23 protein-coding genes are annotated in these 25536 nt (G+C 71.4%); 15 read left to right on the top strand and 8 right to left on the bottom strand.

Annotated features, from left to right (window positions below; translation table 11 throughout):
• Nucleotides 1-13: 13 nt before the first annotated feature.
• Genes AC1DV7_RS06365 through AC1DV7_RS06345 form a run of 5 tightly spaced genes read left to right on the top strand, consistent with a single transcriptional unit; the run spans nucleotide 14 to nucleotide 6288 of the window.
• Complete coding sequence (locus AC1DV7_RS06365) at nucleotides 14-829, top strand: RcpC/CpaB family pilus assembly protein (protein ID WP_477595701.1); 816 nt, start codon at nucleotides 14-16, stop codon at nucleotides 827-829.
• Nucleotides 826-2031, top strand: coding sequence for a CpaE/TadZ family protein (locus AC1DV7_RS06360; protein ID WP_477595699.1), 1206 nt, complete (start codon nucleotides 826-828; stop codon nucleotides 2029-2031). Before AC1DV7_RS06365 ends, AC1DV7_RS06360 begins: the two co-directional genes overlap by 4 nt.
• Nucleotides 2028-3395, top strand: coding sequence for a CpaF family protein (locus tag AC1DV7_RS06355; protein ID WP_477595697.1), 1368 nt, complete (start codon nucleotides 2028-2030; stop codon nucleotides 3393-3395). Before AC1DV7_RS06360 ends, AC1DV7_RS06355 begins: the two co-directional genes overlap by 4 nt.
• Nucleotides 3396-3400: 5 nt before the next feature.
• Nucleotides 3401-5365, top strand: a complete 1965-nt coding sequence (locus AC1DV7_RS06350) for a type II secretion system F family protein (RefSeq protein WP_477595695.1) — start codon at nucleotides 3401-3403, stop codon at nucleotides 5363-5365.
• Nucleotides 5366-5367: 2 nt separating this feature from the next.
• Nucleotides 5368-6288 carry a type II secretion system F family protein gene (locus AC1DV7_RS06345; RefSeq protein ID WP_477595693.1) on the top strand — a complete coding sequence of 307 codons (921 nt, stop codon included), beginning with the start codon at nucleotides 5368-5370 and terminating at the stop codon, nucleotides 6286-6288.
• 97 nt (nucleotides 6289-6385) lie between these two features.
• Here AC1DV7_RS06345 and AC1DV7_RS06340 read toward each other — a convergent pair whose 3' ends face one another.
• Nucleotides 6386-7036 carry a response regulator transcription factor gene (locus AC1DV7_RS06340; RefSeq protein WP_477595691.1) on the bottom strand — a complete coding sequence of 217 codons (651 nt, stop codon included), beginning with the start codon at nucleotides 7034-7036 and terminating at the stop codon, nucleotides 6386-6388.
• Nucleotides 7033-8646 carry a sensor histidine kinase gene (locus tag AC1DV7_RS06335; protein WP_477595689.1) on the bottom strand — a complete coding sequence of 538 codons (1614 nt, stop codon included), beginning with the start codon at nucleotides 8644-8646 and terminating at the stop codon, nucleotides 7033-7035. The genes AC1DV7_RS06340 and AC1DV7_RS06335 overlap by 4 nt, the downstream gene beginning before the upstream one ends.
• Nucleotides 8647-8771: 125 nt before the next feature.
• On the opposite strand from AC1DV7_RS06335, the gene AC1DV7_RS06330 reads away from it, so the two are divergent.
• The 4 genes from AC1DV7_RS06330 to AC1DV7_RS06315 all read left to right on the top strand — a co-directional run bounded on the left by AC1DV7_RS06330 (nucleotide 8772) and on the right by AC1DV7_RS06315 (nucleotide 12493).
• Complete coding sequence (locus tag AC1DV7_RS06330) at nucleotides 8772-9548, top strand: ComF family protein (protein WP_477595687.1); 777 nt, start codon at nucleotides 8772-8774, stop codon at nucleotides 9546-9548.
• Between the two features lie 233 nt (nucleotides 9549-9781).
• Nucleotides 9782-10450: a ribosome hibernation-promoting factor, HPF/YfiA family gene (gene hpf, locus AC1DV7_RS06325; RefSeq protein WP_477595686.1), complete on the top strand. Its 669-nt coding sequence runs from the start codon at nucleotides 9782-9784 to the stop codon at nucleotides 10448-10450.
• Between the two features lie 102 nt (nucleotides 10451-10552).
• A complete protein-coding gene (locus AC1DV7_RS06320) occupies nucleotides 10553-11254 on the top strand; it encodes a response regulator (protein WP_477595684.1) in 702 nt (233 codons plus the stop codon).
• 42 nt (nucleotides 11255-11296) lie between these two features.
• Entirely contained in the window at nucleotides 11297-12493 is a 1197-nt protein-coding gene (locus AC1DV7_RS06315) for a winged helix-turn-helix domain-containing protein (protein WP_477595682.1), read from the top strand.
• 33 nt (nucleotides 12494-12526) lie between these two features.
• Here the strand turns inward: AC1DV7_RS06315 and AC1DV7_RS06310 are convergent, their stop codons facing one another.
• Nucleotides 12527-14002 (bottom strand): hypothetical protein, encoded by a 1476-nt coding sequence (locus AC1DV7_RS06310; RefSeq protein WP_477595680.1) that lies wholly within the window; start codon nucleotides 14000-14002, stop codon nucleotides 12527-12529.
• A gap of 191 nt (nucleotides 14003-14193) precedes the next feature.
• On the opposite strand from AC1DV7_RS06310, the gene AC1DV7_RS06305 reads away from it, so the two are divergent.
• From AC1DV7_RS06305 to secA, 3 genes are all read left to right on the top strand, one after another.
• On the top strand, nucleotides 14194-15543 hold the full coding sequence (locus tag AC1DV7_RS06305; protein WP_477595678.1) for an MFS transporter: 1350 nt from the start codon (nucleotides 14194-14196) through the stop codon (nucleotides 15541-15543).
• Nucleotides 15544-15659: 116 nt separating this feature from the next.
• Complete coding sequence (locus AC1DV7_RS06300; RefSeq protein WP_477595676.1) at nucleotides 15660-15947, top strand: GNAT family N-acetyltransferase; 288 nt, start codon at nucleotides 15660-15662, stop codon at nucleotides 15945-15947.
• Between the two features lie 208 nt (nucleotides 15948-16155).
• Nucleotides 16156-19065: a preprotein translocase subunit SecA gene (gene secA / locus AC1DV7_RS06295; protein WP_477595674.1), complete on the top strand. Its 2910-nt coding sequence runs from the start codon at nucleotides 16156-16158 to the stop codon at nucleotides 19063-19065.
• A 102-nt stretch (nucleotides 19066-19167) separates the two neighbouring features.
• On the opposite strand, the gene AC1DV7_RS06290 is transcribed toward secA, so the two are convergent.
• The gene (locus AC1DV7_RS06290; RefSeq protein ID WP_477595672.1) at nucleotides 19168-19698 is read right to left on the bottom strand and encodes an Rv3235 family protein; all 531 of its coding nucleotides are present in this window, start codon (nucleotides 19696-19698) and stop codon (nucleotides 19168-19170) included.
• Complete coding sequence (locus AC1DV7_RS06285) at nucleotides 19695-20501, bottom strand: LysM peptidoglycan-binding domain-containing protein (RefSeq protein ID WP_477595670.1); 807 nt, start codon at nucleotides 20499-20501, stop codon at nucleotides 19695-19697. Before AC1DV7_RS06285 ends, AC1DV7_RS06290 begins: the two co-directional genes overlap by 4 nt.
• A 125-nt stretch (nucleotides 20502-20626) precedes the next feature.
• Here AC1DV7_RS06285 and AC1DV7_RS06280 point away from each other — a divergent pair, with 125 nt between their 5' ends.
• On the top strand, nucleotides 20627-21187 hold the full coding sequence (locus tag AC1DV7_RS06280; protein ID WP_477595668.1) for a hypothetical protein: 561 nt from the start codon (nucleotides 20627-20629) through the stop codon (nucleotides 21185-21187).
• A gap of 15 nt (nucleotides 21188-21202) precedes the next feature.
• Here the strand turns inward: AC1DV7_RS06280 and AC1DV7_RS06275 are convergent, their stop codons facing one another.
• Nucleotides 21203-21430 carry a helix-turn-helix domain-containing protein gene (locus AC1DV7_RS06275; protein WP_477595666.1) on the bottom strand — a complete coding sequence of 76 codons (228 nt, stop codon included), beginning with the start codon at nucleotides 21428-21430 and terminating at the stop codon, nucleotides 21203-21205.
• A gap of 289 nt (nucleotides 21431-21719) precedes the next feature.
• Here AC1DV7_RS06275 and AC1DV7_RS06270 point away from each other — a divergent pair, with 289 nt between their 5' ends.
• On the top strand, nucleotides 21720-22394 hold the full coding sequence (locus AC1DV7_RS06270) for a CpaB family protein (RefSeq protein WP_477595664.1): 675 nt from the start codon (nucleotides 21720-21722) through the stop codon (nucleotides 22392-22394).
• Entirely contained in the window at nucleotides 22391-23671 is a 1281-nt protein-coding gene (locus AC1DV7_RS06265; protein ID WP_477595662.1) for a CpaE/TadZ family protein, read from the top strand. The genes AC1DV7_RS06270 and AC1DV7_RS06265 overlap by 4 nt, the downstream gene beginning before the upstream one ends.
• Here AC1DV7_RS06265 and AC1DV7_RS06260 read toward each other — a convergent pair.
• Both AC1DV7_RS06260 and AC1DV7_RS06255 read right to left on the bottom strand, forming a co-directional pair.
• Nucleotides 23661-25046 carry a hypothetical protein gene (locus tag AC1DV7_RS06260; protein WP_477595660.1) on the bottom strand — a complete coding sequence of 462 codons (1386 nt, stop codon included), beginning with the start codon at nucleotides 25044-25046 and terminating at the stop codon, nucleotides 23661-23663. The two genes, AC1DV7_RS06265 and AC1DV7_RS06260, sit on opposite strands and share 11 nt — an antisense overlap.
• Complete coding sequence (locus AC1DV7_RS06255) at nucleotides 25043-25489, bottom strand: cupredoxin domain-containing protein (protein WP_477595752.1); 447 nt, start codon at nucleotides 25487-25489, stop codon at nucleotides 25043-25045. The genes AC1DV7_RS06260 and AC1DV7_RS06255 overlap by 4 nt, the downstream gene beginning before the upstream one ends.
• Between the last annotated feature and the right edge of the window lie 47 nt (nucleotides 25490-25536).

Genomic DNA, 25536 nt, shown 5'->3' with positions numbered 1-25536 from the left:
GGAATCACCTGTCATGGGACGCAGAATCATCGCCATCTTCGCCGCAGCGGTCATCGCCCTGGTCGGGGTCGCCTCCGTGCTCCTCTACGCCCGCGGCGCCGACGCGCGCGCCGTCGCGGCCCAGACCCCAGTGGTCGTGTACGTGGCCAAGGAGAAGGTCTCGGCCGGCACGGTCCTCAAGGACGCCGTGCGCGACGGGCGCGTCGAGCGCACCAAGGTGGCCGCGGCCGGCCGTCCGGTGGGGGCGCTGACGTCGATCACCGACAGCAACAGCTCGCTGCTGGCCATGACCGACATCCAGCCCGGGGAGTACCTCCAGTCCTCCCGCTTCGGCACCACGCCGACGGGGACCAAGGCCATCGAGGTCCCGGCGGGCATGGTGGCCCTCTCGGTGCAGCTCACGGACCCGGCTCGCGTCGGCACGTTCGTGACGCCCGGGTCGCACATCGCCATCTACGACTCCTTCAAGATCAAGGCCCTGGGCAGCGACGAGAAGTCGAAGGCGCTCAACGACGCCGACGTCCGAGGCACGGACCTCCTGCTCGGTGACGTCCTGGTCATCGCCATGGGGCAGAGTGCGCTGACTCCCGGCGCCGCGAGCCAGGTCGACGACGACGCGAAGAAGAAGGTCGCGGCCTCCAGCGACGTGCCCCAGTTCCTCGTCACTGTCGCGGTGAGCCCGGTTGACGCGGTCCGCCTCGTGCACGGCATCCAGAACCACGACCTCTACGCGGGCCTGCTGGGCTCCGACCTCACCAAGCAGAAGCTCGAGGCAGCCGGCATCGTCAGCGACCTCAACATGAGCGACCTCTCGGGTGCGTTGAAGTGACACTCCTCTGGGACAACGACCCGGGATCGACGGAGCGCTACCAGTTCGCCGTCGGGGGCAACCTGACACGCGTGGACAACGCCGTCTCGGTCACGCGCACCCTCGCGGAGAACCCGCAGGAGGTCATGGTCGTCATCGGCCCCGATGTCGACGCACAGGCTGCTTTCGACCTGTCCGAGCTGTGCCGGGTGGAGCGCCCCGAGGTGGGCGTCCTGCTGCTGCGGCGCCGTCTTGACGTCACCGTCCTGGGCGCTGCCCTGCGGGCGGGGATGCGCGAGGTGCTGGGCGCCGACGACCTCACCGGCCTGGCCGAGGCCGTCCGTCGCAGCCGAGAGGTGTCGGCCAAGGTGGCCGGCCACTCGTCCGACAACTCCGTCAACAAGGACGGCAAGGTCGTCACGGTCTTCTCAGCGAAGGGTGGGGTCGGCAAGACCACGTTCTCGACCAACATCGGCGCCTACCTGGCGTCCACCGGGGCGTCGGTCCTCGTGGTCGACCTCGACCTGGCGTTCGGCGACGTGGGCATCAGCCTGCAGCTGCTGCCCAACAACTCGATCGCCGACCTCGTCTCCATGGCCGGTCACCTCGACGCCCAGGGCCTCGAGTCCATCGTCGTCCACCACGACAGCGGCCTGGACGCCGCCTGCGCACCGGCGGAGCCCAGTGATGCCGACCGTATCCCCGGCAGCATCATCGGCGAGATGCTGCGCGTGGCCAAGCGTTCCTACGACTTCATCGTCGTCGACACGCCACCGGCCTTCACCGAGCACGTGCTCGCGGCCTTCGACGCCAGTGACATCCTCATCCTGATCGCGACGCTGGACATCCCTGCGGTCAAGAACCTGCGCCTGACCCTCGACACGCTCGACCTGCTGGGCAACTCCCACGACAGCCGCACCGTGGTGCTCAACCGGTCCGACGCGAAGGTCGGGCTCCGCGCCGAGGACGTCGTGGCCGCCATCAAGACGGACATCGCGGTCATGGTGCCGAGCAGCCCTGCCGTCCCCGCGTCGGTCAACCGCGGGGTGCCGCTGGTCCTCGACGAGCCCAAGCACCCCGTGAGCGTCGCCATCCGGCACCTGGCCGACAGCCACATCCGACCCCTCGGCTCTCCGGGGGACTCGGAGGACGGCGCAGGGGACGCCCGCCGCGACGGTCGTCGCGGTGACCGCAAGATCCTCGCCTGGGGAGGCAAGAAGTGAGCCTTGCAGACCGTCTCGAAAGCGTCCGTCGCAGCCAGCAGCCGGAGGCGGTGTCGACCAACCCTGCACAGCCGATCGCCAAGGCCCGCGTCCAGGACCCCTTCGGGACCGTGAAGGCCAGCGTGCACCAGGCACTCCTGGACTCCCTCGGCCCGCAGTTGTACGACCCGCACCTGGACCAGGCCGAGCTCGAGTCAAAGGTGCGCCACACCCTTCAGGACGTGATCGACTCGGAGGAGACGCCGCTCTCCCTGGCCGACCGCACGCGGATCGCCCAGGAAGTCGCCGACGAGATCCTCGGCCACGGACCGCTGGAGCCCTTGCTGCGCGACAGCGAGATCACCGAGATCATGGTCAACGGAGCCGACTCGATCTACGTCGAGCGCGCCGGCAAGCTGCACCCGGTCGACACCCACTTCAGCAGTGAGGCCCACCTGCGACGCACCATCGACAAGATCGTGGGTCGCGTGGGACGTCGAGTCGACGAGGCCAGCCCGCTGGTCGATGCCCGTCTCCCCGACGGGTCACGCGTCAACGCCGTGATCCCGCCGATCGCGCTCGACGGCGCGATGCTCACGATCCGCAAGTTCGCGACCGACCCGTTCACCGACCGTGACCTCATCGCCTTCGGCACGTTCAGCCCCCAGGTGCGCGACTTCCTCAGCGCGTGCGTCAGGGGCCGCCGCAACATCATCATCTCCGGAGGCACGGGCTCGGGTAAGACGACGCTGCTCAATGTCGTTTCGTCCTTCATCCCCGAGGACGAGCGCATCGTCACCATCGAGGACGCCGCCGAGCTGCAGCTGCACCAGGACCACGTGCTGCGCCTCGAGTCGCGCCCAGCCAACATCGAGGGTCGAGGCTCGATCCCGATCCGCGAGCTGGTCAAGAACTCCCTCCGCATGCGCCCCGACCGCATCGTCGTCGGGGAGTGCCGCGACGGGGCCGCCCTCGACATGCTCCAGGCCATGAACACCGGCCACGACGGGTCGCTCACCACGGTCCACGCCAACAGCCCCCGCGACAGCCTCTCCCGCCTGGAGACCATGGTGCTCATGGCCGGCGTGGACCTGCCGGTCCGCGCCATCCGCGAGCAGGTCGCCGGCGCCGTCGACCTGGTCGTCCAGCAGGCCCGCCTCAAGGACGGCTCGCGTCGCATCACCGGGATCTCCGAGGTCATCGGCATGGAGGGCGAGATCATCACGATGCAGGACCTCTTCACGTTCAACTACGCGGCCGGCCGCGACGAGCAGGGCCGGTTCCGCGGCGGCCTGGTCAGCACCGGCCTGCGACCGAAGTTCGCCGAGGACCTCAAGGACCAAGGCATCGAGCTGCCCGCCAACCTGTTCGTCCGAGGTGTCTGAGAGCGATGAACCACACCCCCCGCCGTGCCTTCCTCACGGTCTCCATCGCCGCGCTGCTGGCAGGCCTCAGTGCTGTCGGCGCGTGGGCGGCTGACGCGCCGGTCCCTGCGACGGTGAGCTCCGTGAAGGTGACGCCGACGGCGTTCTCGGGCGTCCTGACCGTGCGGTCCGACGGTGTCCCGCCCACGACTTCGACCCTGAAGGTGTCGGTGGCGGGAAAGGACTACCCCGTGACCGCCACCCCGGTGGTCCAGGGCAAGCGGGCCACGATGCTCGTGGTGGACACCAGCGGCTCCATGGGCGAGGCCGGGATGGCGACGGTCCGTGAGGCCACTGCGGCGTTCCTCAAGGCAGCCCCCAAGGACGTCGCCGTGGGGCTGGTCTCCTTCGCCGGCACTGCTGGTGTCGACGTCGCGCCCACCCTCGACCGTGCCCGGGTGCAGAAGACCGTCAACTCCCTCCGCTCACGTGGCGAGACCAGCCTGTACGACGCCGTCATCGTCGGCGCGTCTGCCCTGGGCGCCTACACCGACCGCAGCCTCCTGCTGCTCAGTGACGGCGGCGACACCCGGAGCAAGGCCACCCGGGCTGCCGCGACGGCTGCAGTGAAGAACCGTGGAGTCCGCGCGGAGATCATCGGCTTCAAGACCGACGACAGCGACAACTCGGTGCTCAAGGGCTTCGCTCAAGCCGGTGGTGGCAGCGTCGCCTCAGCGGGCAACACCGCGTCGGTGAGCCGCGCCTTCGCCGCTGCGGCCAAGGCGCTGGACTCGCAGGTGACCTTCACCGTCAAGGCCGCGGGTCTGGGGGGTCCGCAGCCGGTGGTCGTCACCGGTCTCGCGGGCGCCCGGTCGTTCCGTGCGAACTCGACCGTGGACTTCGGGGCGGCTGCCCCGGCACCGGCGCCCACGCCTGAGGAGACCGCCACGGTTGCCCCCGACAACCAAGCCGCGGCGGTCACCCCCAAGGTGGCGGTGCCGAGGCTGCCCAACTGGGTCCTGCTGAGTGCTGCCGTCGGCGCACTCGGGCTCGTGGTCCTCACGCTCGTCCTCCTGCTGCCGACCGCGGCGGACCGCCGTCGGCAGCGCACCGCGACGATCGAGCGGTACGTCACCCCCGGTGGCGCTCCGGTCCCCGTGGAGTCCTCGTCACCCAGTGCCCTGTCCACCCAGCTGATCGGGATCGGCGACCGGGTGATGGACGGCCGCGAGTCCACGGGCAAGACCATGGCGCACATCGAACGCGCCGACCTCCCGTTGCGAGCCGGCGAATGGTGGGTGATGCGGCTCGTCGCCCTCGTCGCGGGGACCGCGCTCGGCGTGATCCTGTTCAACGGCGGCTTCTGGATGAACCTGTTCGGCATCGTGCTGGGCTTCGCGTTGGGGTACTTCCTGCCTGCCATCATCCTGAGGTTCCTGTCCAGCCGGCGGGCCAAGAAGTTCGAGCGCCAACTGCCTGACGTGCTGACGCTCGTGGCCAGCAGCCTCTCGACCGGCTTCTCGCTGCCGCAGGCTCTCGACGCCGTGGCGAAGGACGCGGCCGAGCCCGCGGCCAAGGAGTTCGCGCGGGCTCTGGCCGAGACGCGCATCGGAGCCGACATCAGCGACTCCCTCGACCACCTGTCCGCCCGGATGGACAGCGCCAACATGCGCTGGACCACCATGGCGATCCGCATCCAGCGCGAGGTCGGCGGCAACCTGGCCGACACGATGCGCACGACCGCCAAGACGCTGCGCGAGCGCGAGGAACTGCAGCGACACGTCCGCGGCCTGTCGGCCGAGGGTCGCCTGTCGGCCTACATCCTCGTCGGGCTCCCGATCGGCATCTTCCTCTACGAGGTCAAGGTCAACCGTGAGTACATCGAGCTGCTGTGGACCAGGGGGATCGGCCTCGCCATGCTTGCGGCGGGTGTCGTACTCATCGGAATGGGCATCGCCTGGATGCGCAAAGTCGTGGATGTGAAGGTCTAGCCATGGGTTCCCAGATGTTCCTCATCGTCGGCATCGTCCTCGTCGCCAGTGCGCTGGTCATGCTCGTGCTTGCTGTCTCACTGGGGGCCGGTCAGGCCACGGGCGTGGCGCGCTCGTTGGCGCTCATCGAGCACCGCATCGACGTCAAGGAGGTCGGCAAGTCCAACCTTCCCGCCACCGAGCGACTCATGCTGCCGCTCTTCGAGAAGACGCGACGCCTGGGCTTCAAGCTGTCGCCCGGTGGGAGCGTCGAACGCTTCACCCGGCTGCTCGACCTGGCAGGTAACCCGGGGAACTGGACCCCGGAGAAGGTCATGGGCGCCAAAGGTGCCGCGCTGCTCGGCGGGGCATTGGTGGGCTTCGTCCTCGGCGGTTTCGGGGTGCGGGGACTGCTGTGGGCGGCGATCGGCGCGACCGTCCTGTTCTTCCTTCCCGACCTCCTGCTCTACAACACCGGCCAGAAGCGCCAGCAGGAGCTCCAGCGTGGGCTGGCCGACTCCCTCGACATGCTCACCGTGTGTGTCCAGGCCGGCCAGGGCTTCGACTCCGCCCTGATGCAGGTGGCCCGGTCCACCACCGGCCCGATCTCCGGGGAGTTCGCGCGCATCCTCTCGGAGATCCAGATCGGCAAGTCCCGTGGTGAGGCCTTCAGCTCGCTCGGGGCCCGCACCACGGTGCCCGAGGCCAAGAACTTCGTGAGCGCGCTCGTGCAGGCGGACCGCCTCGGCCTGCCCATCGCCAACGTCCTCAAGGAGCAGTCGGTGCAGATGCGACTCGTCCGCCGGCAGCGTGCGGAGGAGCAGGCTCAGAAGGTGCCCGTCAAGATCCTGTTCCCCATGTTGCTGTTCATCTTCCCCGCCCTGTTCATCGTCATCATCGGCCCTGGTGCCATTCGCATGATGGACGCGTTTTCCGGGGTCTGACCACTCGGTCCGCGAGGCCAGCCCCGCACCACCCCAGCACAACCAAGAGTGGCCCGCCCTGGAGGGCGGGCCACTCTTGGCTGTGGAGGTGACGCCGTCAGCGACGCATCTGGCCGACCGACTCGGCCTTGACCAGGCCGAGTCGCAGCGCCGCCATGACGGCTGAGGCGCGGTTGTGGGCGCCGAGCTTCTCGTAGACCTTCGAGACGTGGGTCTTGACCGTGGACTCGCTCATGTAGAGGCGCTTGGCCACGGCGGCGATCGAGTCGCCCGCGACGAGGCGGTCGAGCACCTCGGACTCGCGCGGCGTGAGCTTGGGCTTGTCGCTGGAGTCGCGGCGGCGCAGCGCCTCGGCCAGGCCGGTGGCCATGAAGGCCTCCGGCGCCACGGCGGCCCGGCGCACCGCGGCGATGACCTCGTCCGAGGGGGCCGACTTCAGCACCAGGGCCGAGGCGCCCAGGTCGAGTGCCTCGAGCAGCGTGTCGTCGTCGTTGTGCATCGTCAGCACCACGATGCCCAGGCGCGGCGAGGCCTCGCGTGCAGCCCGGGCGAGCACGAGGCCCGAACCGTCGGGCATGGACACGTCGACCACGAGCACGTGGATCAGGCTCTGCGCGAGGACCGTGCGTCCTTCGGCGATGCCTCCGGCCTGGCCCACGACCGCGAGGTCGGGCTCGCTGTCGATCATCCGGCACACGGCCTCGCGCACGAGGGTGTGGTCGTCGATCACCACCACATTGATCGTCATGACGGTTGGGGGATCCTTTCGTGAGACAGCGTGGCCGAGGGTGCCGCGCCGCGTGCTCGCATCCGCATACGCACGGCCACACCATCGCCAGCGTACGGCTCGGTCGTGATTTCGGCGCCGAGACCGGCCAGTGGATGGCCGGCAAAATCTCGGGGGCCCATCGAGCTGGTCCCGTCGTGGGCCATCCACAGCTCCACGCGAGGGGCCGCGACGTTGAGCCGCACCTCGATCGTCGAGGCGTTGAGGGAGTGCCTCGCGTCGGCGAGGACCTGGAGGAAGAGCCGGTAGATGAGGACCTCGGTGTGCGCTGGCAGGCGGAAGCCGGTCTCGCTGAGGTGGATCCGGGTCGTCACCCCTGACGTCGAGCCGAAGTTCTGCAGCCGGGCGCCGATGAGGGCGCCGAGCCCGGTGTCGGGACGGACGGCGATGCGCAGGTCGGCGATGTGCAGCCGCAGGTCGGCCAGCACCCGGGACACCTCGACGCGCAGCTCGTCGAGCCCGTCGGCCAGGGGTGAGGCGGTGTCGCGGGCGGTGCGGCGCAGCGCGTCGAGGCCGAAGCCGACGGCCACCATCTCCTGGGCGATGCCGTCGTGCATCTCACGGGCAAGCCGCTCGCGCTCCTCGAGCCCGGCGCGTTCGCGCAGGCCGGCGAAGAGGACCGAGAGGTCGATGTTGGCCGAGTGCCGCGCCGCGACGTCCGCAGCGGCCGCGAGGTCCTCCTCGCTGAACGGGGTGACCAGCGGCCGGTCGGCCACGAGCAGCCCGAGACGGTGCCCCTTGTCGTCGTGGAGGGGGACCACGATCACCGACCGGGCGACGAGGTCGTCGGACCACTCGGTGAGCACGCCCACGCCGTCGTGCCAGGCCGGGCCGAGGATCGACCCCTCCTCCATCGGGTCGGGCCAGGGGGTCCGGTCGGCGCCACGGATGGCCAGCGGGACCGCCGGGTTGTCGCCGTAGCCCACGAGGACGGCACTGCGGGCGGACCGCATGCTGTAGGCGAGGTCCTGCAGCGCCATCTCAGCCGACCCGGGGGCGTCGAACCCGGTGTCGAGGGTCTCGGCGAGCTCGTGCAGCCGGCGCAGCAGGACGCCGGCCTCGGCCGCCACGTTGGGGTCCACCACCGGCGGCTGCGGCTCCAGCCGGTGCGACCAGGCGCCGAGCAGCCCGAAGACGAGGGCGATCACGGCGGCGAGGGCGATCTGCTGCACCTGGCTCTCGCCGAGGCGGTCGAGCCACCCGGCCATCGCCATGGCCGACGCGAGGCTGAGGCCGAAGACGGCCAGTGACCCGCGCCGCCCGAAGGTGAGCCCGGCGTGGAAGGCGGGGATGAGCACGAGCATCTTGGACCAGGGTCCGCCGTAGCCCATCGCGAGGCCGGACACCACGGCGTTGCCCGCGAGCACTACGAACAGCTCCCTGCGCCGGGTGGGCGTGGCGGCCCCGGCCGTGGCGTTCAGGGCGGTGGCGGCGAGGTCGATCGAGACGACCAGCAGGATCCACGGCAGGCCCACGAGGATCTGGTCGTCGATCGCGGCGAACAGCGCGACGAGCGCGGCGATACCGAGCCGGAGCCAGGTGGCGACGGCAAGGCGTGGCAGCCAACGCATCTTCGCCTCCCTGTCCCGCAAGCCCACGTCCGGCAGTTATCCACAGGCCGCGCCTCAGACTAGTCCCGTCCACACGTTCTCGCTGCCGATTCGAGGCCAACACACAGGTTCACAAGGATCGGGTCGTGGCTTCGAGGGCAGGTGACGCGGGTGTCGCGGGCGCGATGCGGGCCCTGGTCGGGTTGGTCCTCGCCCCTTGCTGTGCCGGGTGCGGGGCTCCGGACGTCGCCCTGTGCGCGCCCTGCCGGGACGCCATCGCCGCAGGGCTCTGGGCGGGAGGCGCCCGCGAGGCAAGCCCGACCCCGCGCCCCGCGCGGCTTCCGGCGACCTGGGCGAGCGGGCCGTATGCCGGGCCGCTCGCGGCGTGCGTCACCGCATACAAGGACGAGGGCAGGCGCGACCGCGCCGGTGACCTCGCCGACGCCCTCGCGGTGGCGCTCGACGGTGCCCTGGCCGACCCCGCCGCCGCCCACGTCCTCGCCCACGGTGACGGCCCCGTCCTCGTGGTGCCGGTCCCGCCCTCCCGGGCCGCGCGCAGGCGTCGTGGCGACGCGCCGCTGGAGCAGCTGGCCCGGCTGGCCGTGTCCGGCTACCGGCCCGACGAGGTCGTCGTGGCCGACGCCCTCGAGCCCCGCCGCCGGGTCGCCGACCAGGCCGGGCTCAGTGCCCGCGCGCGCGCCGTCAACCTCGAGTGGTCGATGCGCGCGCGACGTGCCTGGGAGCCCGTCCTCGACCGCGCGGTGTGCGTCGTGGTCGACGACGTCCTGACCACCGGCGCGACCCTCGTCGAGGCCGCCCGGGCCCTGCGCGGGGCAGGGGCCGCCCACGTCCTCGCGGCCACGATCTGCGCCACCCAGAGGCGCCAGCGGGCTCCCAGCGGGCGCCCGGCAAACCCGGGGTGAACGCCCAGTGGACCCCCGCTGTCGGATTGGCCGCCGGTGGTCTACCGTCGGTACATGGCCCCCCTGGCCCTCGTGCCCAGCACGTCACCAGGTCGCCCCGGACGCGGTCCGGTTGGCGTCCTCCGTCGGGGAGCGGGCCCCACCTTCCCGCCCTCCAGGGGGTGGTGCCGCGTCTGACGACCGGGTCTGTCCGCACCCGCGCCCCACCCCACTCGCAACCATGGAGGTACCCCGTGGAGATTGTCGTCACCGGACGTCACATGCAGGTCTCGGATCGATTCCGTGCCCACCTCGACGAGAAGCTGGCGAAGATTCCCCAGCTCGCCCCGCGCGTGCAGCGCGTCGACGTCGTCGTGAGCCACGAGCCGAACAAGCGGCAGGCCAAGGCCTGTGAGCGCGTCGAGATCACCTGCCATGTCAAGGGCCCGATCGTGCGGTCCGAGGCGTGTCTGGACGACAAGTACGCCGCGCTCGACGTCGCGCTCGACAAGCTCATGGAGCGGTTGAGGCGGGCCCAGGACCGCAAGCGGGTGCACCGCGGACGGCGGGTCCCCGAGTCGGTCGCGCACGCCACGGCGCGCATCCCCGAGCCGTCGGCCAACGGGGCGGCGGCCTCCGAGGACCACCACCACGACGCCGGCGACCGGTTCGGCACGCAGGGCAACTCGCCTGTCGAGATCCGCGAGAAGATCCACGCGACCGTGCCGATGGCGCTCGACCAGGCCGTCCGCGAGATGGAGCTCGTGGGGCACGACTTCTACCTCTACCACGACGAGGAGACCGACCAGCCGAGCGTGGTCTACCGCCGACGCGGCTGGTCCTACGGCGTCATCCACCTCGACGTCGACCACGAGGCGAGGGACCTCGACCTGGGGGAGGGCACCCAGCGCAAGGTCTCCTGACCCCCGGACCCCAGAGATGGTTCGACACCCCGGCGGTGTCGGTCGGGCGCGGCATCGCGTCTTTCGACCGGCACCGCCGTCGTCCCGTGACAGTATGTGCAGGTGAGCAACGGTATGCCGGAGTCGCGCGGGGCGGCGGAGCCCATCCGCGTCGTCATCGCGGACGACCACGTGCTCTACCGCCGGGGCCTGCAGATGGTCGTGTCGCAGGAGTCCGACATCAGCATCGTCGGAGAGGCAGGTGACGGCAAGGAAGCCGTCGACCGCACCGTCGAGCTGCTGCCCGACGTCGTCCTCATGGACGTGCGGATGCCCTTCACCTCCGGCATCGAGGCCTGTCAGACGATCAAGGCGATGGTCCCGTCGACCAAGATCATCATGCTCACCATGTCCGACGAGGAGTCCGACCTCTACGAGGCGGTCAAGGCTGGCGCCAACGGCTACCTGCTCAAGGACGTGCCTGGTGAGGAGATCGCCGACGGAGTGCGCGCGGTCTTCCACGGCGACTCGCTCATCTCGCCGTCGATGGCGTCCAAGCTGCTCGCCGAGTTCGCCCAGATGAGCCGCCGGCAGGGCGACCGTCCGTCCGCGGTCGGCGCCCCCCGCCTCACCGACCGCGAGCTCGAGGTGTTGCGACTCGTCGCGCGGGGCATGGCCAACAAGGAGATCGCGCACGAGCTGTTCATCTCCGAGAACACCGTCAAGAACCACGTCCGCAACATCCTCGAGAAGCTCCAGCTCCACTCGCGCATGGAGGCGGCGATGTACGCCGTCAGGGAGAACCTTCTCGAACCGGGCGAGTGAGCCCGCGACGCCTGATGATCGACGCCTGATGACCGACGCCTGATGACCGACCTCGCACCGGTGCGGCTCACGCGTGCCCAGGCGCGGCGGATCGCCCTCGCGGCGCAGGGGTTCGCCGAGCCCCGACCCGCGCCGTGGCAGTCGACGGCACGACAGCTGCAGCGGGTCATCGACCGTGTGCAGATCGTCCAGATCGACAGCGTCAACGTGCTGACCCGCAGCCAGTACCTCCCGTTCTTCTCCCGGCTCGGGCCGTACGACACGGCCTTGCTCGACCGGGCCCGTGACCGCGCCCCCCGCCGCCTCGTCGAGTACTGGGCCCACGAGGCCAGCCTGATCCCGCCGTCCACGTGGCCCCTGCTGGACTTCCGCATGCAGCGCGCACTGCACGACGCGTGGGGTGGCATGCAGAGCGTGGCGCGCGACCACCCCGAGCTCGTCGACGCGGTGCGCGCCGAGGTCGTGGCCCGCGGACCCCTGACCTCGCGCCAGGTCGAGGTCGCGCTCGAGCACGACCTGCCGCGCGAGCGCGACGAGTGGGGCTGGAACTGGTCCCTGGTCAAGAACGCCCTCGAGCACCTGTTCTGGGCAGGTCAGATCACCTCCGCCGGCCGCACCAGCCAGTTCGAGCGCCGGTATGCCGGGGTGGCCCGTGTCTTCCCCCCGCCGCTCGGGGACTGGGCCCAGGACCCCGCCGCCCGCCCGCCGCACGACGTCGCCTTCCGCGAGCTGATGATGATCGCGGCGCGCGCCCACGGCGTCGGCACCGAGCAGTGCCTGCGCGACTACTTCCGCCTCAAGCCACACCAGTCCCGCCCGGCCCTCGAGTCGCTCGTGGCCGACGGGTCCCTGGTCCCGGCCACCATCGAGGGGTGGAAGCGCCCGGCATACCTGGACCCGCGGGCCCGACGCCCCCGCAAGGTGCACGCGCAGGCGCTGCTCAGCCCGTTCGACTCGCTCATCTGGCAGCGCGACCGCACCGCCGCGCTGTTCGGCATGGACTACCGGCTCGAGATCTACGTGCCCGCGCCGCAACGGGTGCACGGCTACTACGTCCTGCCGTTCCTGTTCGGCGACGAGCTCGTGGCCCGGCTCGACCTCAAGGCCGACCGCAGCGGGGGAGTGCTGCGCGTGCAGGCCGTGCACTGGGAGCCGGGAGCCCCCGACGCGGCCAGGACGGCGCTGGACGACGAGCTGGCCCTGATGGCCGACTGGCTCGGGCTGCCCGTCGTCGGCTGAGCCCGCGGCTCGCCTAGACGCGAACGCCCCCCGTCAGGGCTTGCGGAGCAACACGTACCCGGCGTCCTCGGCCACTGCGGTCCAGCGCTCCTGGTGGACGAGTGCGTCAGCCAGGGCGCCCTGGGTGGGCAGCAGCGCCACCGTGGCCCCGCTCGTCTCCACGGTCCCCTGCCAGCCCTGCTGGGCCGTGAGGGCACTCTGGTAGGCGTCGACGTAGGGCAGGGGGTAGATCTCGGTCCGGCCGTCGATGACCGGCTCGACGTTCGGGTGCGTCCAGAGCAGCCACCCGCCCAGGCTGTACTCGTTGAACACCACCGTGTCGGCCGGGAGGGCGGAGAGCTGGGAGTCAAGCTGGACCGGCATCCGGGCGGCGTTCGTCGAGATGCCGGGAGTCATGGCGAGGCCGATGCAGACCGTGAGGGCCGCACCGGCCAGGACCACCCCGCGCTCGGCCTTGAGCCGAACCGGGCGGGGACCAGAGGTCAGCAGACCCTGCAAGGTCATGCTCGCGAGGGGCGCGAGCATGACCGCACCCAGCGCGACCGTGCGGGCATAGAGCAGCGTCCACACCAGGGCAAGCCCCCACACGGACAGGTGAGCCCACGGCGCCGTCGTGCTCCTCCGGGTCCAGCCCAGGACCACGATGACGGACAACACCATCGTCGCGAGGAAGGCGGGCTGTGCGAGGGACGCCGGAGCCCACTCGGTCACGTACTTCGAGTACCCCCGCACCTCGAGCGGCGACAACAGCAGGCCGGGCCCTACGGGCGTCACGGCGGCCGCGACGATGCTGAGGACGGGGACGAGCAGCAGCCTTCCCGCTTCCCGTCTGTTGACCCGCCCGTCGAGCAGGCAGCCGACGACGACCCCGAGACCCACGAGGACGCCGGCCACCCACAGGCCGTGGCTGCAGGCCCAGACGAAGGTGAGAGGGACCAGCCACCACCGTGCGCGTCCATCGCGCGCGGTCCTCAGCCAGACGCTGGTCACCAGCGCGAGCAGGATGAAGCTGACCATCTGGGGGCGCGGGGCGATGCTCGCCGAGGCCCCCAACCACGCCACCGTGGCTGCGACGGCTGAGGGCAGCGGCCGGGTGTGCAGGCGGCACGCCACGTACAGCGCCCACAGGAGCGCCGAAGCGGCCAGGGCCTGCAGCAGCGCCACCGCCGGGAGGCCTCCGACGCGCGCGACGGCAGCCATTAGCAGCTCGGGTGCCCACTCGTGCAGCGTCCAGGGCCGGGTGGCGGACGTCGGTGTCGGCGCCGGCCCCGAGAACTGCCATGTCGTCCAGAGGTACTCCCCGGCGCTCAGGTGCCAGAAGGTGTCTGGGTCCGAGATCGGCCTGAGCGTGTTCCTGAGCATGATCAGGGGGGCCGCGGCGATGATGACGACGGGTGCCCATCGCATCAGCCGGCCTCCGGACAGCCCGGCGTCGTGGGCCGCGGCGGCCGACGCGGCACCGGCCGACGCGGGATCCGACAGCTCCAGCTGCCTCGGATGACTGGTCACGCGACGACTATGCCCAAACCGGAGCGCCCCGGGGACGAAGCCGCGATCTTTCGTCCGTTTGGACCACGGTGTCGTCGTGGACCACGGTGTCCTCGGGGACCACGGTGTCCTCCGCTGGCGGTGGCGGGATCTCGGCGCACGTTGTCGGGATTGCGCTGTCCGCGCGTCGAGGTGGCAGATATGTTGCGGTGGTGACCGCTCCTGCCAACTCCGCCCCGGCCCTGACGACCAGCCGGCCCAGGCTGCACCGTGCCTGGTGGGTCGCTGCCGTCGTGCTGGCCGCCCTCGTGGCCGCGGCCGGGTTCAGGTCGTCCACGGGCGCCCTGCTCGAGCCGCTCGAGTCCGAGTTCGGGTGGTCGCGTGCCACCACCTCCGGCGCCGTGACCGCCAACCTGGTCATCTACGGCCTCACCGCGCCGTTCGCGGCCGCGCTGATGGAGCGCTTCGGGATCCGGCGGGTCGTCGCGGCGTCCCTGGTCCTCGTCGCCCTCGGCAGCGGCCTGACCACGGTCATGACTGCGGCGTGGCAGCTCTGGCTGCTCTGGGGTGTTGCGGTCGGGATCGGCACCGGGGCCATGGCTCTGGTGCTCGGCGCAATCGTGGCCAACCGCTGGTTCGTCGAGGCCCGACGGGGCCTCGTCACCGGCATCTTCTCCGCCGCGGGCGCGGCCGGTCAGCTGGTCTTCCTGCCCGGGATCGCGGCGCTCGCGACCGGCCCGGGCTGGAGGTGGGCAGCCCTGGTCGTCACCGTGGCCGCCGTGCTGCTGGTCCCGCTCGTGCTGCTCGTCGTGCGGGACCGACCGGCCGACCTCGGCCTGCAGCCCTACGGCGCCACCGTCTCCACTGCGGCGACGGCCGAGCCGACGTCCGCGGGGGTCACCACGGGCGCGGCCCGGCTCGCGGTGCGCACCCTGCGCGAGAGCCTGCGCTCGCGCACCTTCTGGATCCTGTTCGGCACCTTCTGGATCTGCGGCTGGTCGACCAACGGCCTGATCGGCACGCACTTCATCCCGGCGGCCCACGACCACGGCATGCCCCAGACCACCGCGGCCGGCCTGCTGGCCCTCATCGGCATCTTCGACCTGGTGGGCACCATCGCCTCCGGGTGGCTGACCGACAAGGTCGACCCGCGGCTGCTGCTGTGCGGCTACTACGGCCTCCGCGGCCTGGCGCTGCTGTTCGTCCCGGCGCTGCTCGGGCCCGACATCCACCCGAACCTCTTCATCTTCATCGTGTTCTACGGCCTCGATTGGGTGGCCACCGTGCCTCCCACGATCGCGCTGTGCCGTCGGCACTTCGGGGTCGCCCGCTCGGGCGTCGTGTTCGGCTGGGTGTTCGCCTCCCACATGGTCGGCGCCGGCGTGGCGGCGTCGTATGCCGGCTGGGTGCGCACGTCGACCGGCGACTACTTCACCGCGTGGCTCACGGCCGGCGGGCTGTGCCTGTTCGCGGCGCTGGCGTGCCTCGCGATCAGCCGGTCACCCGAGCATGGCCCCTGGAACGCCGACGGCGAACAGGCCGAGGTCGGCGCCGTCGCCTGAGGCGCGACCGCCGGGCCCCGGCCCGCTCGACGGGGTGGGACACCGGCCCTTCGCCGCGCCATGGCGGCGGTGTGCCACCTCCTCGGCACGTTGACATTCGTGTTTGGCTTGCTCCCATGTCAGACATCCGGGTCACGGACAACGCGCAGGAGCACCGCTTCGAGGCGCACGTCGACGGCGTCCTCGCCGGTTTCGCCGCCTACCGCTTCAGGGGCAACCACATCGTCTTCACGCACACCGAGGTCGACGAGGCCTTCGAGGGCCAGGGGGTCGGCGGGGTGCTGGCGCGGGGCGCGCTCGACCAGGTCCGCGCGGCGGGGGAGCACGACGTGGTCGCGATGTGCCCGTTCATCGCCGCCTGGATCGCGCGGCACCCCTCCTACCAGGACCTCCTCGCGCCCTGATCGGCGAGCGGGCCGGCACACCGAGCGGGTATGGCGGTGGCGACCGGAACCGGGCGGGGGCCCGGAGCGTTCGGCGAGGGGAGTGGGACCGACCGGCGCGTCCCCGGTGACGGGCCGTCTCGACTAACGTAGGGCGGGCCGTTCCCACGGGGGTGCCCAGTGGGCTGCCCCAGCGATGGTGCGGACGAGAACTTTCAGGAGATATTGCGTGTCCAAGATCGTCGAGAAGCTGCTGCGCGCCGGTGAAGGTCGCATCCTCAAGAAGCTCCAGGGCATCGCCGCCCAGGTCAACGCCATCGAGGAGGACTTCGCGGGGCTCACCGACGCCGAGCTGCGTGGTGAGACCGACGTGTTCCGCAAGCGCCTCGCCGACGGTGAGACGCTCGACGACCTCCTGCCCGAGGCGTTCGCCGCGGTCCGTGAGGCCAGCAAGCGCACGCTCGGCAAGCGCCACTTCGACGTGCAGATCATGGGTGGCGCAGCCCTGCACATGGGCAACGTCGCCGAGATGAAGACCGGTGAGGGCAAGACCCTCGTCGCGACCCTGCCGTCCTACCTCAACGCCCTCGAGGGCAAGGGCGTCCACGTCGTCACGGTCAACGACTACCTCGCCGAGTACCAGTCCGAGCTCATGGGCCGCGTGCACCGCATGCTGGGCCTCGAGACGGGCTGCATCCTGTCCTCGATGACGCCCGAGCAGCGCCGTGCGGAGTACGCCAAGGACATCACGTACGGCACCAACAACGAGTTCGGCTTCGACTACCTGCGCGACAACATGGCGTGGTCCGTCGAGGAGCTCGTGCAGCGCGGCCACAACTTCGCCATCGTCGACGAGGTCGACTCGATCCTCATCGACGAGGCCAGGACCCCGCTCATCATCAGCGGCCCGGCCGACGCGGCGACAAAGTGGTACACCGAGTTCTCCCGCATCGCGCAGATGCTGACCCGGGGTGAGCTCGAGTCGGGCAAGGGCGACTACGAGGTCGACGAGAAGAAGAAGACGGTCGGCGTCCTCGAGGCGGGGATCGCCAAGGTCGAGGACTACCTCGGCATCGACAACCTCTACGAGTCGGTCAACACCCCGCTCATCGGCTACCTCAACAACGCGATCAAGGCCAAGGAGCTGTTCAAGCGCGACAAGGACTACGTCGCCCTCAACGGCGAGATCCTCATCGTCGACGAGCACACCGGCCGCATGCTCGCAGGGCGCCGCTACAACGAGGGCATGCACCAGGCGATCGAGGCGAAGGAGGGCGTCGAGATCCAGAACGAGAACCAGACGCTCGCCACGATCACCCTGCAGAACTACTTCCGCATGTACGACACCCTCTCGGGCATGACCGGCACCGCCCAGACCGAGGCGGCCGAGCTGTACTCGATCTACAAGCTCGGTGTCGTGCCGATCCCGACCAACCGCCCCATGATCCGCAAGGACCAGTCCGACCTCGTCTACCGCACCGAGGAGGCGAAGTACTCCGCCGTCGTGGACGACATCGCGGAGCGGTATGCCGAGGGCCAGCCCGTGCTCGTCGGCACCGTGTCCGTCGAGAAGAGCGAGTACCTCTCGGACCAGCTGCGCCGCAAGGGCATCCCGCACGAGGTGCTGAACGCCAAGCAGCACGAGCGCGAGGCCGCGATCGTCGCGCAGGCGGGCCGCAAGGGCGCCGTCACCGTCGCCACCAACATGGCCGGACGAGGCACCGACATCATGCTCGGCGGCAACCCCGAGTTCATGGCCGTCGCCACGCTCAAGCAGCAGGGGCTCGACCCGGTCGAGACGCCCGAGGAGTACGAGGCCGCCTGGGACGAGGCGCTCGCCAAGGCCGAGGAGGCCGTCAAGGCCGAGCACGACGAGGTCACGTCGCTCGGCGGCCTCTACGTCCTGGGCACCGAGCGCCACGAGTCGCGCCGCATCGACAACCAGCTGCGAGGTCGATCGGGCCGCCAGGGAGACCCCGGCGAGTCGCGGTTCTACCTGTCGCTGCAGGACGACCTGATGAGGCTGTTCAACGCCGCGATGGTCGACCGGTTCATGACCACGGCCAAGATGGACGACGACACCCCCATCGAGTCCAAGATGGTCAGCCGCTCGATCCAGAGTGCCCAGGGGCAGGTCGAGGGCCGCAACTTCGAGATCCGCAAGAACGTCCTCAAGTACGACGACGTCCTCAACCGTCAGCGCACCGTCATCTACGACGAGCGCCGACGCGTCCTCGAGGGTGAGGACCTGCACGAGCAGATCCGGCACTTCATCAACGACGTCGTGAGCGGCTACGTCGACGCCGAGACCGCCGAGGGCTTCCACGACGACTGGGACCTGGACCGGTTGTGGACGGCGCTCAAGACGCTGTACCCGGTCTCCGTGACGCCGCAGGAGGTCGAGGAGGCCGCCGGTGGCTCGCTCACCGCCGACGAGCTGCGCGAGCAGATCACCTCCGACGCCCACCACGCGTACGACGCCCGTGAGGAGCAGCTCGGCGCCGAGGTCATGCGCGAGGTCGAGCGCCGGGTCGTGCTGTCGGTCCTGGACCGCAAGTGGCGCGAGCACCTCTACGAGATGGACTACCTCCAGGAGGGCATCGGCCTGCGGGCGATGGCCCAGCGCGACCCGCTCGTGGAGTACCAGCGCGAGGGCTTCCAGCTCTTCGAGGCGATGAACGAGTCCATCAAGGAGGAGTCGGTCGGCTACCTCTTCAACGTCCAGGTGGACGTCGACCAGGCGGAGGCGGCCCCCACGGTCCAGCCCGTGAGCGTCTCCGACATGCTCGCCGGGGCCAACCTCTCGAGTGTCGACCCGACGGCCGACAGCGCCCCGGTCGAGGAGCGTCGCGACGACGTCCCGGCTGCGGTTGCCGCCGCGCAGCCGGCGGCCCCGGCCGAGGAGGTGCCGACGACCGACCAGCACCCGACGTTCCGCGCCAAGGGACTGGAGCAGCCGGTGCGCCGTCCGCAGCAGCTGCAGTACTCCGCCCCGAGCGAGACCGGCGAGGCGCAGCAGCACAGCGTCGGCTCCGTGGACGACGAGCTCAGCATCGAGCAGCTCCGGGGGGCGTCCCGCAACGGCCCCTGCCCGTGCGGATCCGGCAAGAAGTTCAAGATGTGCCACGGCAAGGGCTGACCACCCCCCGGCAGGCCACCTGACGGCGCCGCCCCCGCGAGGGGTGCGGCGCCGTCGTCGTCGTGGCGCGGGATGGCGCGTCGTCGTCGTGGCGCGAGGGGCTCAGCCCACCTGCAGAGCCTCGACCACCCAGCGTCCGTCGAGCCCCACGAGGCGCAGCGCGAGTGCCCTGACCCGAGAGCCGTCGACGACGACGGCGCACGCCTCGGCCACCCCGTCGGCGGGCTCGCACACCCGGACGCTGCGCACGGTCGCCCGCCGGGTCGCGGGCCGGCCCCGGCGACCGGACACCGATGCGCGTCGTGCGACCACGGCATACACCTCGGGGGTGGTCCACCGGAGCACCTGGGAGGCAGGTCGTGAGCCGGCCATGACCTCGACCAGGCCCTGCGCGAGGTGGCCGGCCCAGTGCACCGGGTCGGGCAGCTCGCGGCGACTCGTGGGCTGGACACCGAACTCGTCGACCACCTGGGCGAAGTCCACGGCCAGGGCGTCCTGGACGTAGGCGGGTCGGCTGACGACCTCGGGCGTCCACGGGTCGGGCTCCTGGATCACCGGGGGACGGTGCCGGGGTGCGGGCATGATCCGCAGCGGCGCGAGTGCGGTCGGCCTCGCGCTGACCGGGGTGCTCATCGGGGTGCCGTCGTCGGGTCGGGCGTCGTCGGGTCGGGCGTCGTGCGCTCGGCGGCGGGCGAGGGCAGGACGGGGGCGGGCGCGTGCAGGACCTGGCCGGGCAGCAGCAAGTCGGGGTCGTCGCCGATGGTCCCGCGGTTGGCCGCGTGCCACTGCGGCCACGCCCGTGCGACCTCCGCCTCGCTCGCCCCGGGGCCGAGGTGGCGGCGGACCAGGTCCCACAGGGTGTCTCCGCGGTGCACGACGATGGCGCTCCCGTCGGTGGCCCGGGGAGACGCCGTCAACAGCTCCGGGCTCGGCTGGGAGCTGAGGGATGAGCGGGTGGGCGTCCACCCCGGCCCCTGGCGCTCCACCGGCTGGGGCCGGGACGTGAGGGCGAAGCCGGGACCGTGGGCGACGGCGGTGGATGCCATCACGGCCCGGGCCGCGGCGGGGTACGGGTCGTCGCTGGCGAGGGCGGCGCCGGGCAGCAGGGACCCCCCGACGGCGGCTCCCACGAGGACGGCTGCCAGCCGACGGGTCACGGCCGGCGCCACGGCGTTCGACACCCCGCCCGCCAGCTGCCCGAGGCGGCCCGGGAGGTGGGCGAGCACCGCGAGTGCCATGCTCGCGGTCAGCCAGAGGCACAGGACCAGCGCCGCGGCGGTTGCGACGAGGGTGACGGCCTCGTCGAGCCGCGGCGGGACCGGCCCCGTGACGTCCCGCCACTGCCGCACCGCCGCGTGGGCCAGCAGGCCCGCCGCAGCTGTCGGCGCCGTCCCCACGAGCGCCGTGACACCCCACACCCTGATTCGCTGCCCCATGTCTCCCCTGAGCATGTGTTTGGTTGCGTTTGAGTCCGGGTGACATTATCTGCGCGCAGAGGCTTCGGCAAGAGGCTCGGAGGCAGGGGTGGACGGGGCGCGGGCCCCGAGGAGGGTGGGACGTGGTGAGTGCGCGCTGGGACGAGCTGTTCGCAGACCTGGAGTCACGGTGGGATGCCGAGGTGCGGCGCGAGCTCGACGCCGAGGTGGCCGACCGCACCCGGCGCGAGCGTGCCGCGATCGGGCTGCTCGACCGGCTGTCGGCCGCGGTCGGATCGGGCGAGATCACGGTCTCGCTGGTGGACGGCAGCAGGGTGACGGACCGGGTCGCCGACGCCGGTGACGGCTGGCTGCTCCTGGGCGGTCCACCTACAGGTCGCCTCGCGGCGGTGCTCATCCCGTTCGCAGCCGTCACCGGGGTGGTGGGGCTCGGACGGGGCGCCGACCAGGGGGCCCCCGGACGGCGGTTCGGTTTCGGCTACGCCCTGCGCGGGCTGAGCCGGGATCGTGCTGCGGTGACCGTGGTCGACGCGTCCGGGGGGTCGTGCACGGGGACGATCGACGTGGTCGGCCGGGACTTCGTCGAGGTCAGCCAGCACGCCCTGGACATGCCGCGCCGCCCCGAGAACGTCACGGGGCGGCGGGTGGTGCCGACTGCCAGCGTCGTGCTGGTCCGGCCGGCCTGAGGTGGCGGAAACTGCTCAGTCGGCGCCCTGGCCGAACGGGTGGGCGGCGACGAAGGTCTTGGTCTCGGAGTACATCCGCTGGATGTAGCCCTCGAGCTCGGTCACCTCGACCCGCCACTGGCCACGGCCCCCGACCTTGATCGCTGGCAGCTCGCCGGACCGCACCAGCGCATAGGCCTGGGCGGAGGAGATGTCGAGAACCTCTGACACCTCGGACAACTGGATGAATCGCTTCGACGACACGCGTTCCCCTGCTTTCTCATCGATCGGGGTTGACCTCGACCATAACTTGTCTTGACCAATTGTTTACCATGATCGTGGGTCTGCGTCGGGTGGGTGGCGGAATTCTCGCATCATCGGCCGTTTGGGGGAGTTCCCATCCTCTCCCTGTGGATGGCGCGCAGGTCGGCTCGGGTCCGGTCAGGTCGGGTCAGGTCTGTGGATTGAGCAAGCGCCGCCTTCAGCCAACGCGTCATGCTGTCGGCGCCGGTCGGGGATTCCGGCACCAACCACGACCTGAGGGGGCCTTCTCGTGTCCGACCTGCCCGTGCCCACTGCCGCGCGACTCAAACGGCCCGGCTGGCGCGATGCGCGCCTGGTGGTCGGCGTCGTCCTCGTCCTGGCGTCCGTCGTGCTCGGATCGTGGGTGGTCGCCCGCCTCGACGACCGGGTGCCGATGTATGCCGCGCGCGCGGCCCTCGTGCCCGGGCAACGGCTCACGCAGGCCGACCTCGTCCGGGTCGACGTCCAGCTGGGCGCCCAGGGCATGCGGTACCTCTCCGCGGGGTCCCCGCTGGCGTCCGATCGTTTCGTCGTCCGCGAGGTGCGCGAGGGCGAGCTGGTCCCCGCAGCGGCCGTCGGCAGCCAGGACGAGGTCTCCGTGCAGGCCCTCACGCTCATGGTGGACTCGGGAGTGGCGACGGTCCTGCGGGTCGGGTCCCGCGTCGACGTCTACGTCAACACCCCGGCAGGCGGTGCCACCGCCGGCTCGACCGGCTTCGCCGGTCCCGAGCTCGCTCTCGAGGGGGTCTCGGTCTCGGGCGTGCCCCAGGGCTCCGCTGGCCTCGGCGGCTCCGCCGCCGGTGAGCAGCCCGTGCAGGTGATGGCGCCGACCGAGCGCATCAAGGAGGTCATCGGCGAGGTCGACCGTGGTGCTCGCGTGACGCTCGTGCCGGTCGCGGGGTCCTCGCTGCAGGGCTCACGGTGACCCGCAGGGTCATCACCGCGGTCGGCGGTGCGCACGAGGCGAGCCTCGTCGCCGCGCTCGCCACGACGGCCGGGTATGCCGTGGCTCGCCGGTGCGCGGACCTGCCGGACCTCATCTCGGCCGCCGCCGCCGGGGTCGGTGACGTCGCACTGGTGTCGGCCGACCTGCGGGCCCTGGACCGCTCGGCGCTTGCCGAGCTGGCAGCCCACGGGGTGCGCACGGCCGGGGTCACCACGCCCGGCGACGAGGCGGGTGAGCGCAGGCTGCGCCAGCTGGGCCTGTCCGTCGTCCTCAGCGCCGACCTGACCGCTCCGGAGCTCGACGACGGGCTCGACAAGCTGGACGCCACCCCGGCCACTCGGCCCGATGACGGGCCCGAGGACCTGATCGACGTCCCGCGCCGCTCCGACCTCGACGCGGACCCGGGCGTCGCCGAGGCCGCGCCTCGCGCCGAGGTCATCGCGGTGTGGGGACCCGCAGGTGCCCCGGGGCGCAGCACGCTCGCCCTCAACCTCGCCGCCGAGCTGGCGCAGGTGGCCCCCGCCCTGTTGGTCGACTGCGACACTTATGGCGCTTCTGTGGCCCAGTCCCTCGGCCTGCTCGACGAGGCCCCCGGGATGGCTGCGGCCGCCCGCGCGGCGGACCAGGGTTCCCTCGACCTCACCGGACTGGCCCGGCTGGCGCCCGAGGTGAGCCCGCAGCTGCGCGTGCTCACCGGCATACCGCGGGCGGACCGGTGGACCGAGCTGCGCGCTGCCTCCGTCGCCCACGTGCTCTCCCTCGCCCGGGAGCTGGCCCGGTTCGTCGTCGTCGACTGCGGCTTCTCGGTCGAGGACGACGAGGAGCTGTCCTACGACACGCTGGCGCCGCGCCGCAACGCCGCGACCCTCACGGCCCTCGAGTCCGCCGACCGGCTCCTGGTCGTGGGTGCCGCCGACCCGGTCGGGCTGCAGCGGCTCGTCCGCGCCGTGCAGGACCTTGCCTCGGTCCCTGCCCCCGAGCCGCACGTCGTGGTCACCAAGGTCAGGGCGGCGGCCGTGGGACCCAATCCCGAGCGGCGGATCGCCGAGGCGCTGGGGCGCTTCGCGGGCATGCAGGACGTCAGCTTCGTGCCGTGGGACCCGGGCACCCTCGACGGGGCGATGCTCGCGGGTGCGACCCTGGTGGAGTTCGCCCCGCAGTCGTCCGTGCGTCGCGCCATCGCCGAGCTCGCGGGCCGATGGGCCGGAGCGTCCCGCGAGGTGTCCGGCCGGCGTCGCCGGGGCGTCAGGAGCTGAACAGCAGCGTGAGGCCGCCGACCGTGTAGAGCACCATCAGCACCAGCAGCGGCACCTGCCCGAGCACCGCCGCTCGCCGCGGGAAGAGGGTGATGGCTCGCTCGTGGGCGAGGACGACGCCGAGGACGTGACCGGTGACGATGGCGACCACCTGCACGGTGGCGACGAACCCTGAGGCGATGAAGGCCGGGTTGGGCTCGAGACCCGCAGTGCCGAGCCAGTTGGCGCCGGTGCCCAGCGGGTCCGACATCTTGGCCAGCCCGTTCGTGCCCTCCCAGACCCACAGGGACCAGTAGTGCGCGACGAGGTACCCGGCTGCGATGGGCAGCAGCGACGGGGCGAAGGCGGTGGCGACGCCAGGCCGGGTGACTCCGGCGAGGCGCGCCGAGAGGACGGCCGCCGCGTACAGCGACCCTGCGACCACCAGGCAGAAGCCGACGAGCGCCGCAGTGCCCCACACCCGGGCGGGGATCGCGGAGGACTGGGTGAAGGTGTACCAGCGGGTCTCGCCGGAGAAGCCGTCGTAGGCCGTGGACCCGAGCATCACCGACGCGACGGCCAGCAGCCCCGGCTGCACGGGGACCAGCAGCGGCCCGTGCAGGGGCGTCCGCAGGACCCATCGGCCGTCGGAGCGCCGGCCCAGCGGGCTGAGCGAGCCGTAGAGCGAGGACCAGGCCGTGAACGGGTCGCCGAACCTCAGGTAGCCGCGCCCGAACGTGAGCGCCAGCACGAGGCTCACCAGGAGGTACCCCAGGACGGCGATCCGGAGAGTGGGCAGGTCCGCGTTGTCAGGGGCCAGCAGCTCGAGCCAGACGAACGCCAGCAGCCCGACCGCCGCAGGCCAGTAGCCGAGGCGGTAGGTCGCCAGCTCGAAGTCGTCATCGATCCGGGCCGCCGCGAGCAGCCCGCGGCGCAGCCACCGCACCGGGTTGACCAGACGCCAGAACCCGCCGAAGACCATCGAGAGGAAGCCCAGCCCCACCCACAGCCAGACGTAGACGACGTAGGGGACGGGGTTGTTCGCGTTGTCCCGGCCGAACAGCAGGGCCAGCAGGGTCCACCCCGTGATGGCCAGGCTGAGGAGCACGAACAAGCCACGCACGGCCGCCGAGTCGAGGGCCAGTGACACGACTGCCGGCAGCAGGCGTCCGTCGGTGGCCTTCAGGCGCGGCTGCTTCCACAGCAGGCCCAGGGCCACGAACGAGACGACGAGGGCGACCGCTGCCCCGATGAGCAGCAGGTGGAAGGGCAGGGGCAGGTCCTCGCGGGACCCGACGCCGTGCGCGGGGTAGATGGCGGGGACGGCGCCAGCGAGCCCGGCTGGAGCTGAGGGGGCGACTGCGACGGCTGCGACGGCGGTGAGGCCGGGCGTCACGAGACGGCGATCTTCAGCAGCCGCAGCTCGGGATGGTGCGTCTCGACCTCGTAGACGCCGGGCTGCTTGCCGGTGACCGTCACCGAGGTGGCCTTGCCGGCCGAGAGCGGCTTCTCGATGTCGAACCCGTGGATGTGCAGGGTGTCGTCGTGGTCACTGGTCACGACGAGGGTGAGCTGGTCACCCACGCCGAGCGACACCGTCGACGGCGCCGGGTCGACGGTGCGACCCGTGACGGTGACCTCGATGGTGCGGCCGGCCGGGGTGGGCGGCGAGGTGGAGGACGAGGAGGCTGCAGGCGGGCTGGAGGTCGTCGAGCTCGTGCTGCTCGGGCTCGTGGTGCCGGACGTGCCGGAGCCCGTCGCATCGCCGCCCGAGCATGCGGCGAGGGACACCGCGAGGGCCAGCCCCGCGGCATACGCGATCGGTGGGCGCAGGGTCATCTTCGTCACGATCCGGAGTCTAGACAGCGCTTTCTGACACGATGAGA

The organism is Pedococcus sp. P2_E4 (assembly GCF_056403935.1).
The sequence above is the reverse complement of the archived record's forward strand: the minus strand, read 5'-3'. Positions and strand labels throughout refer to the sequence as shown.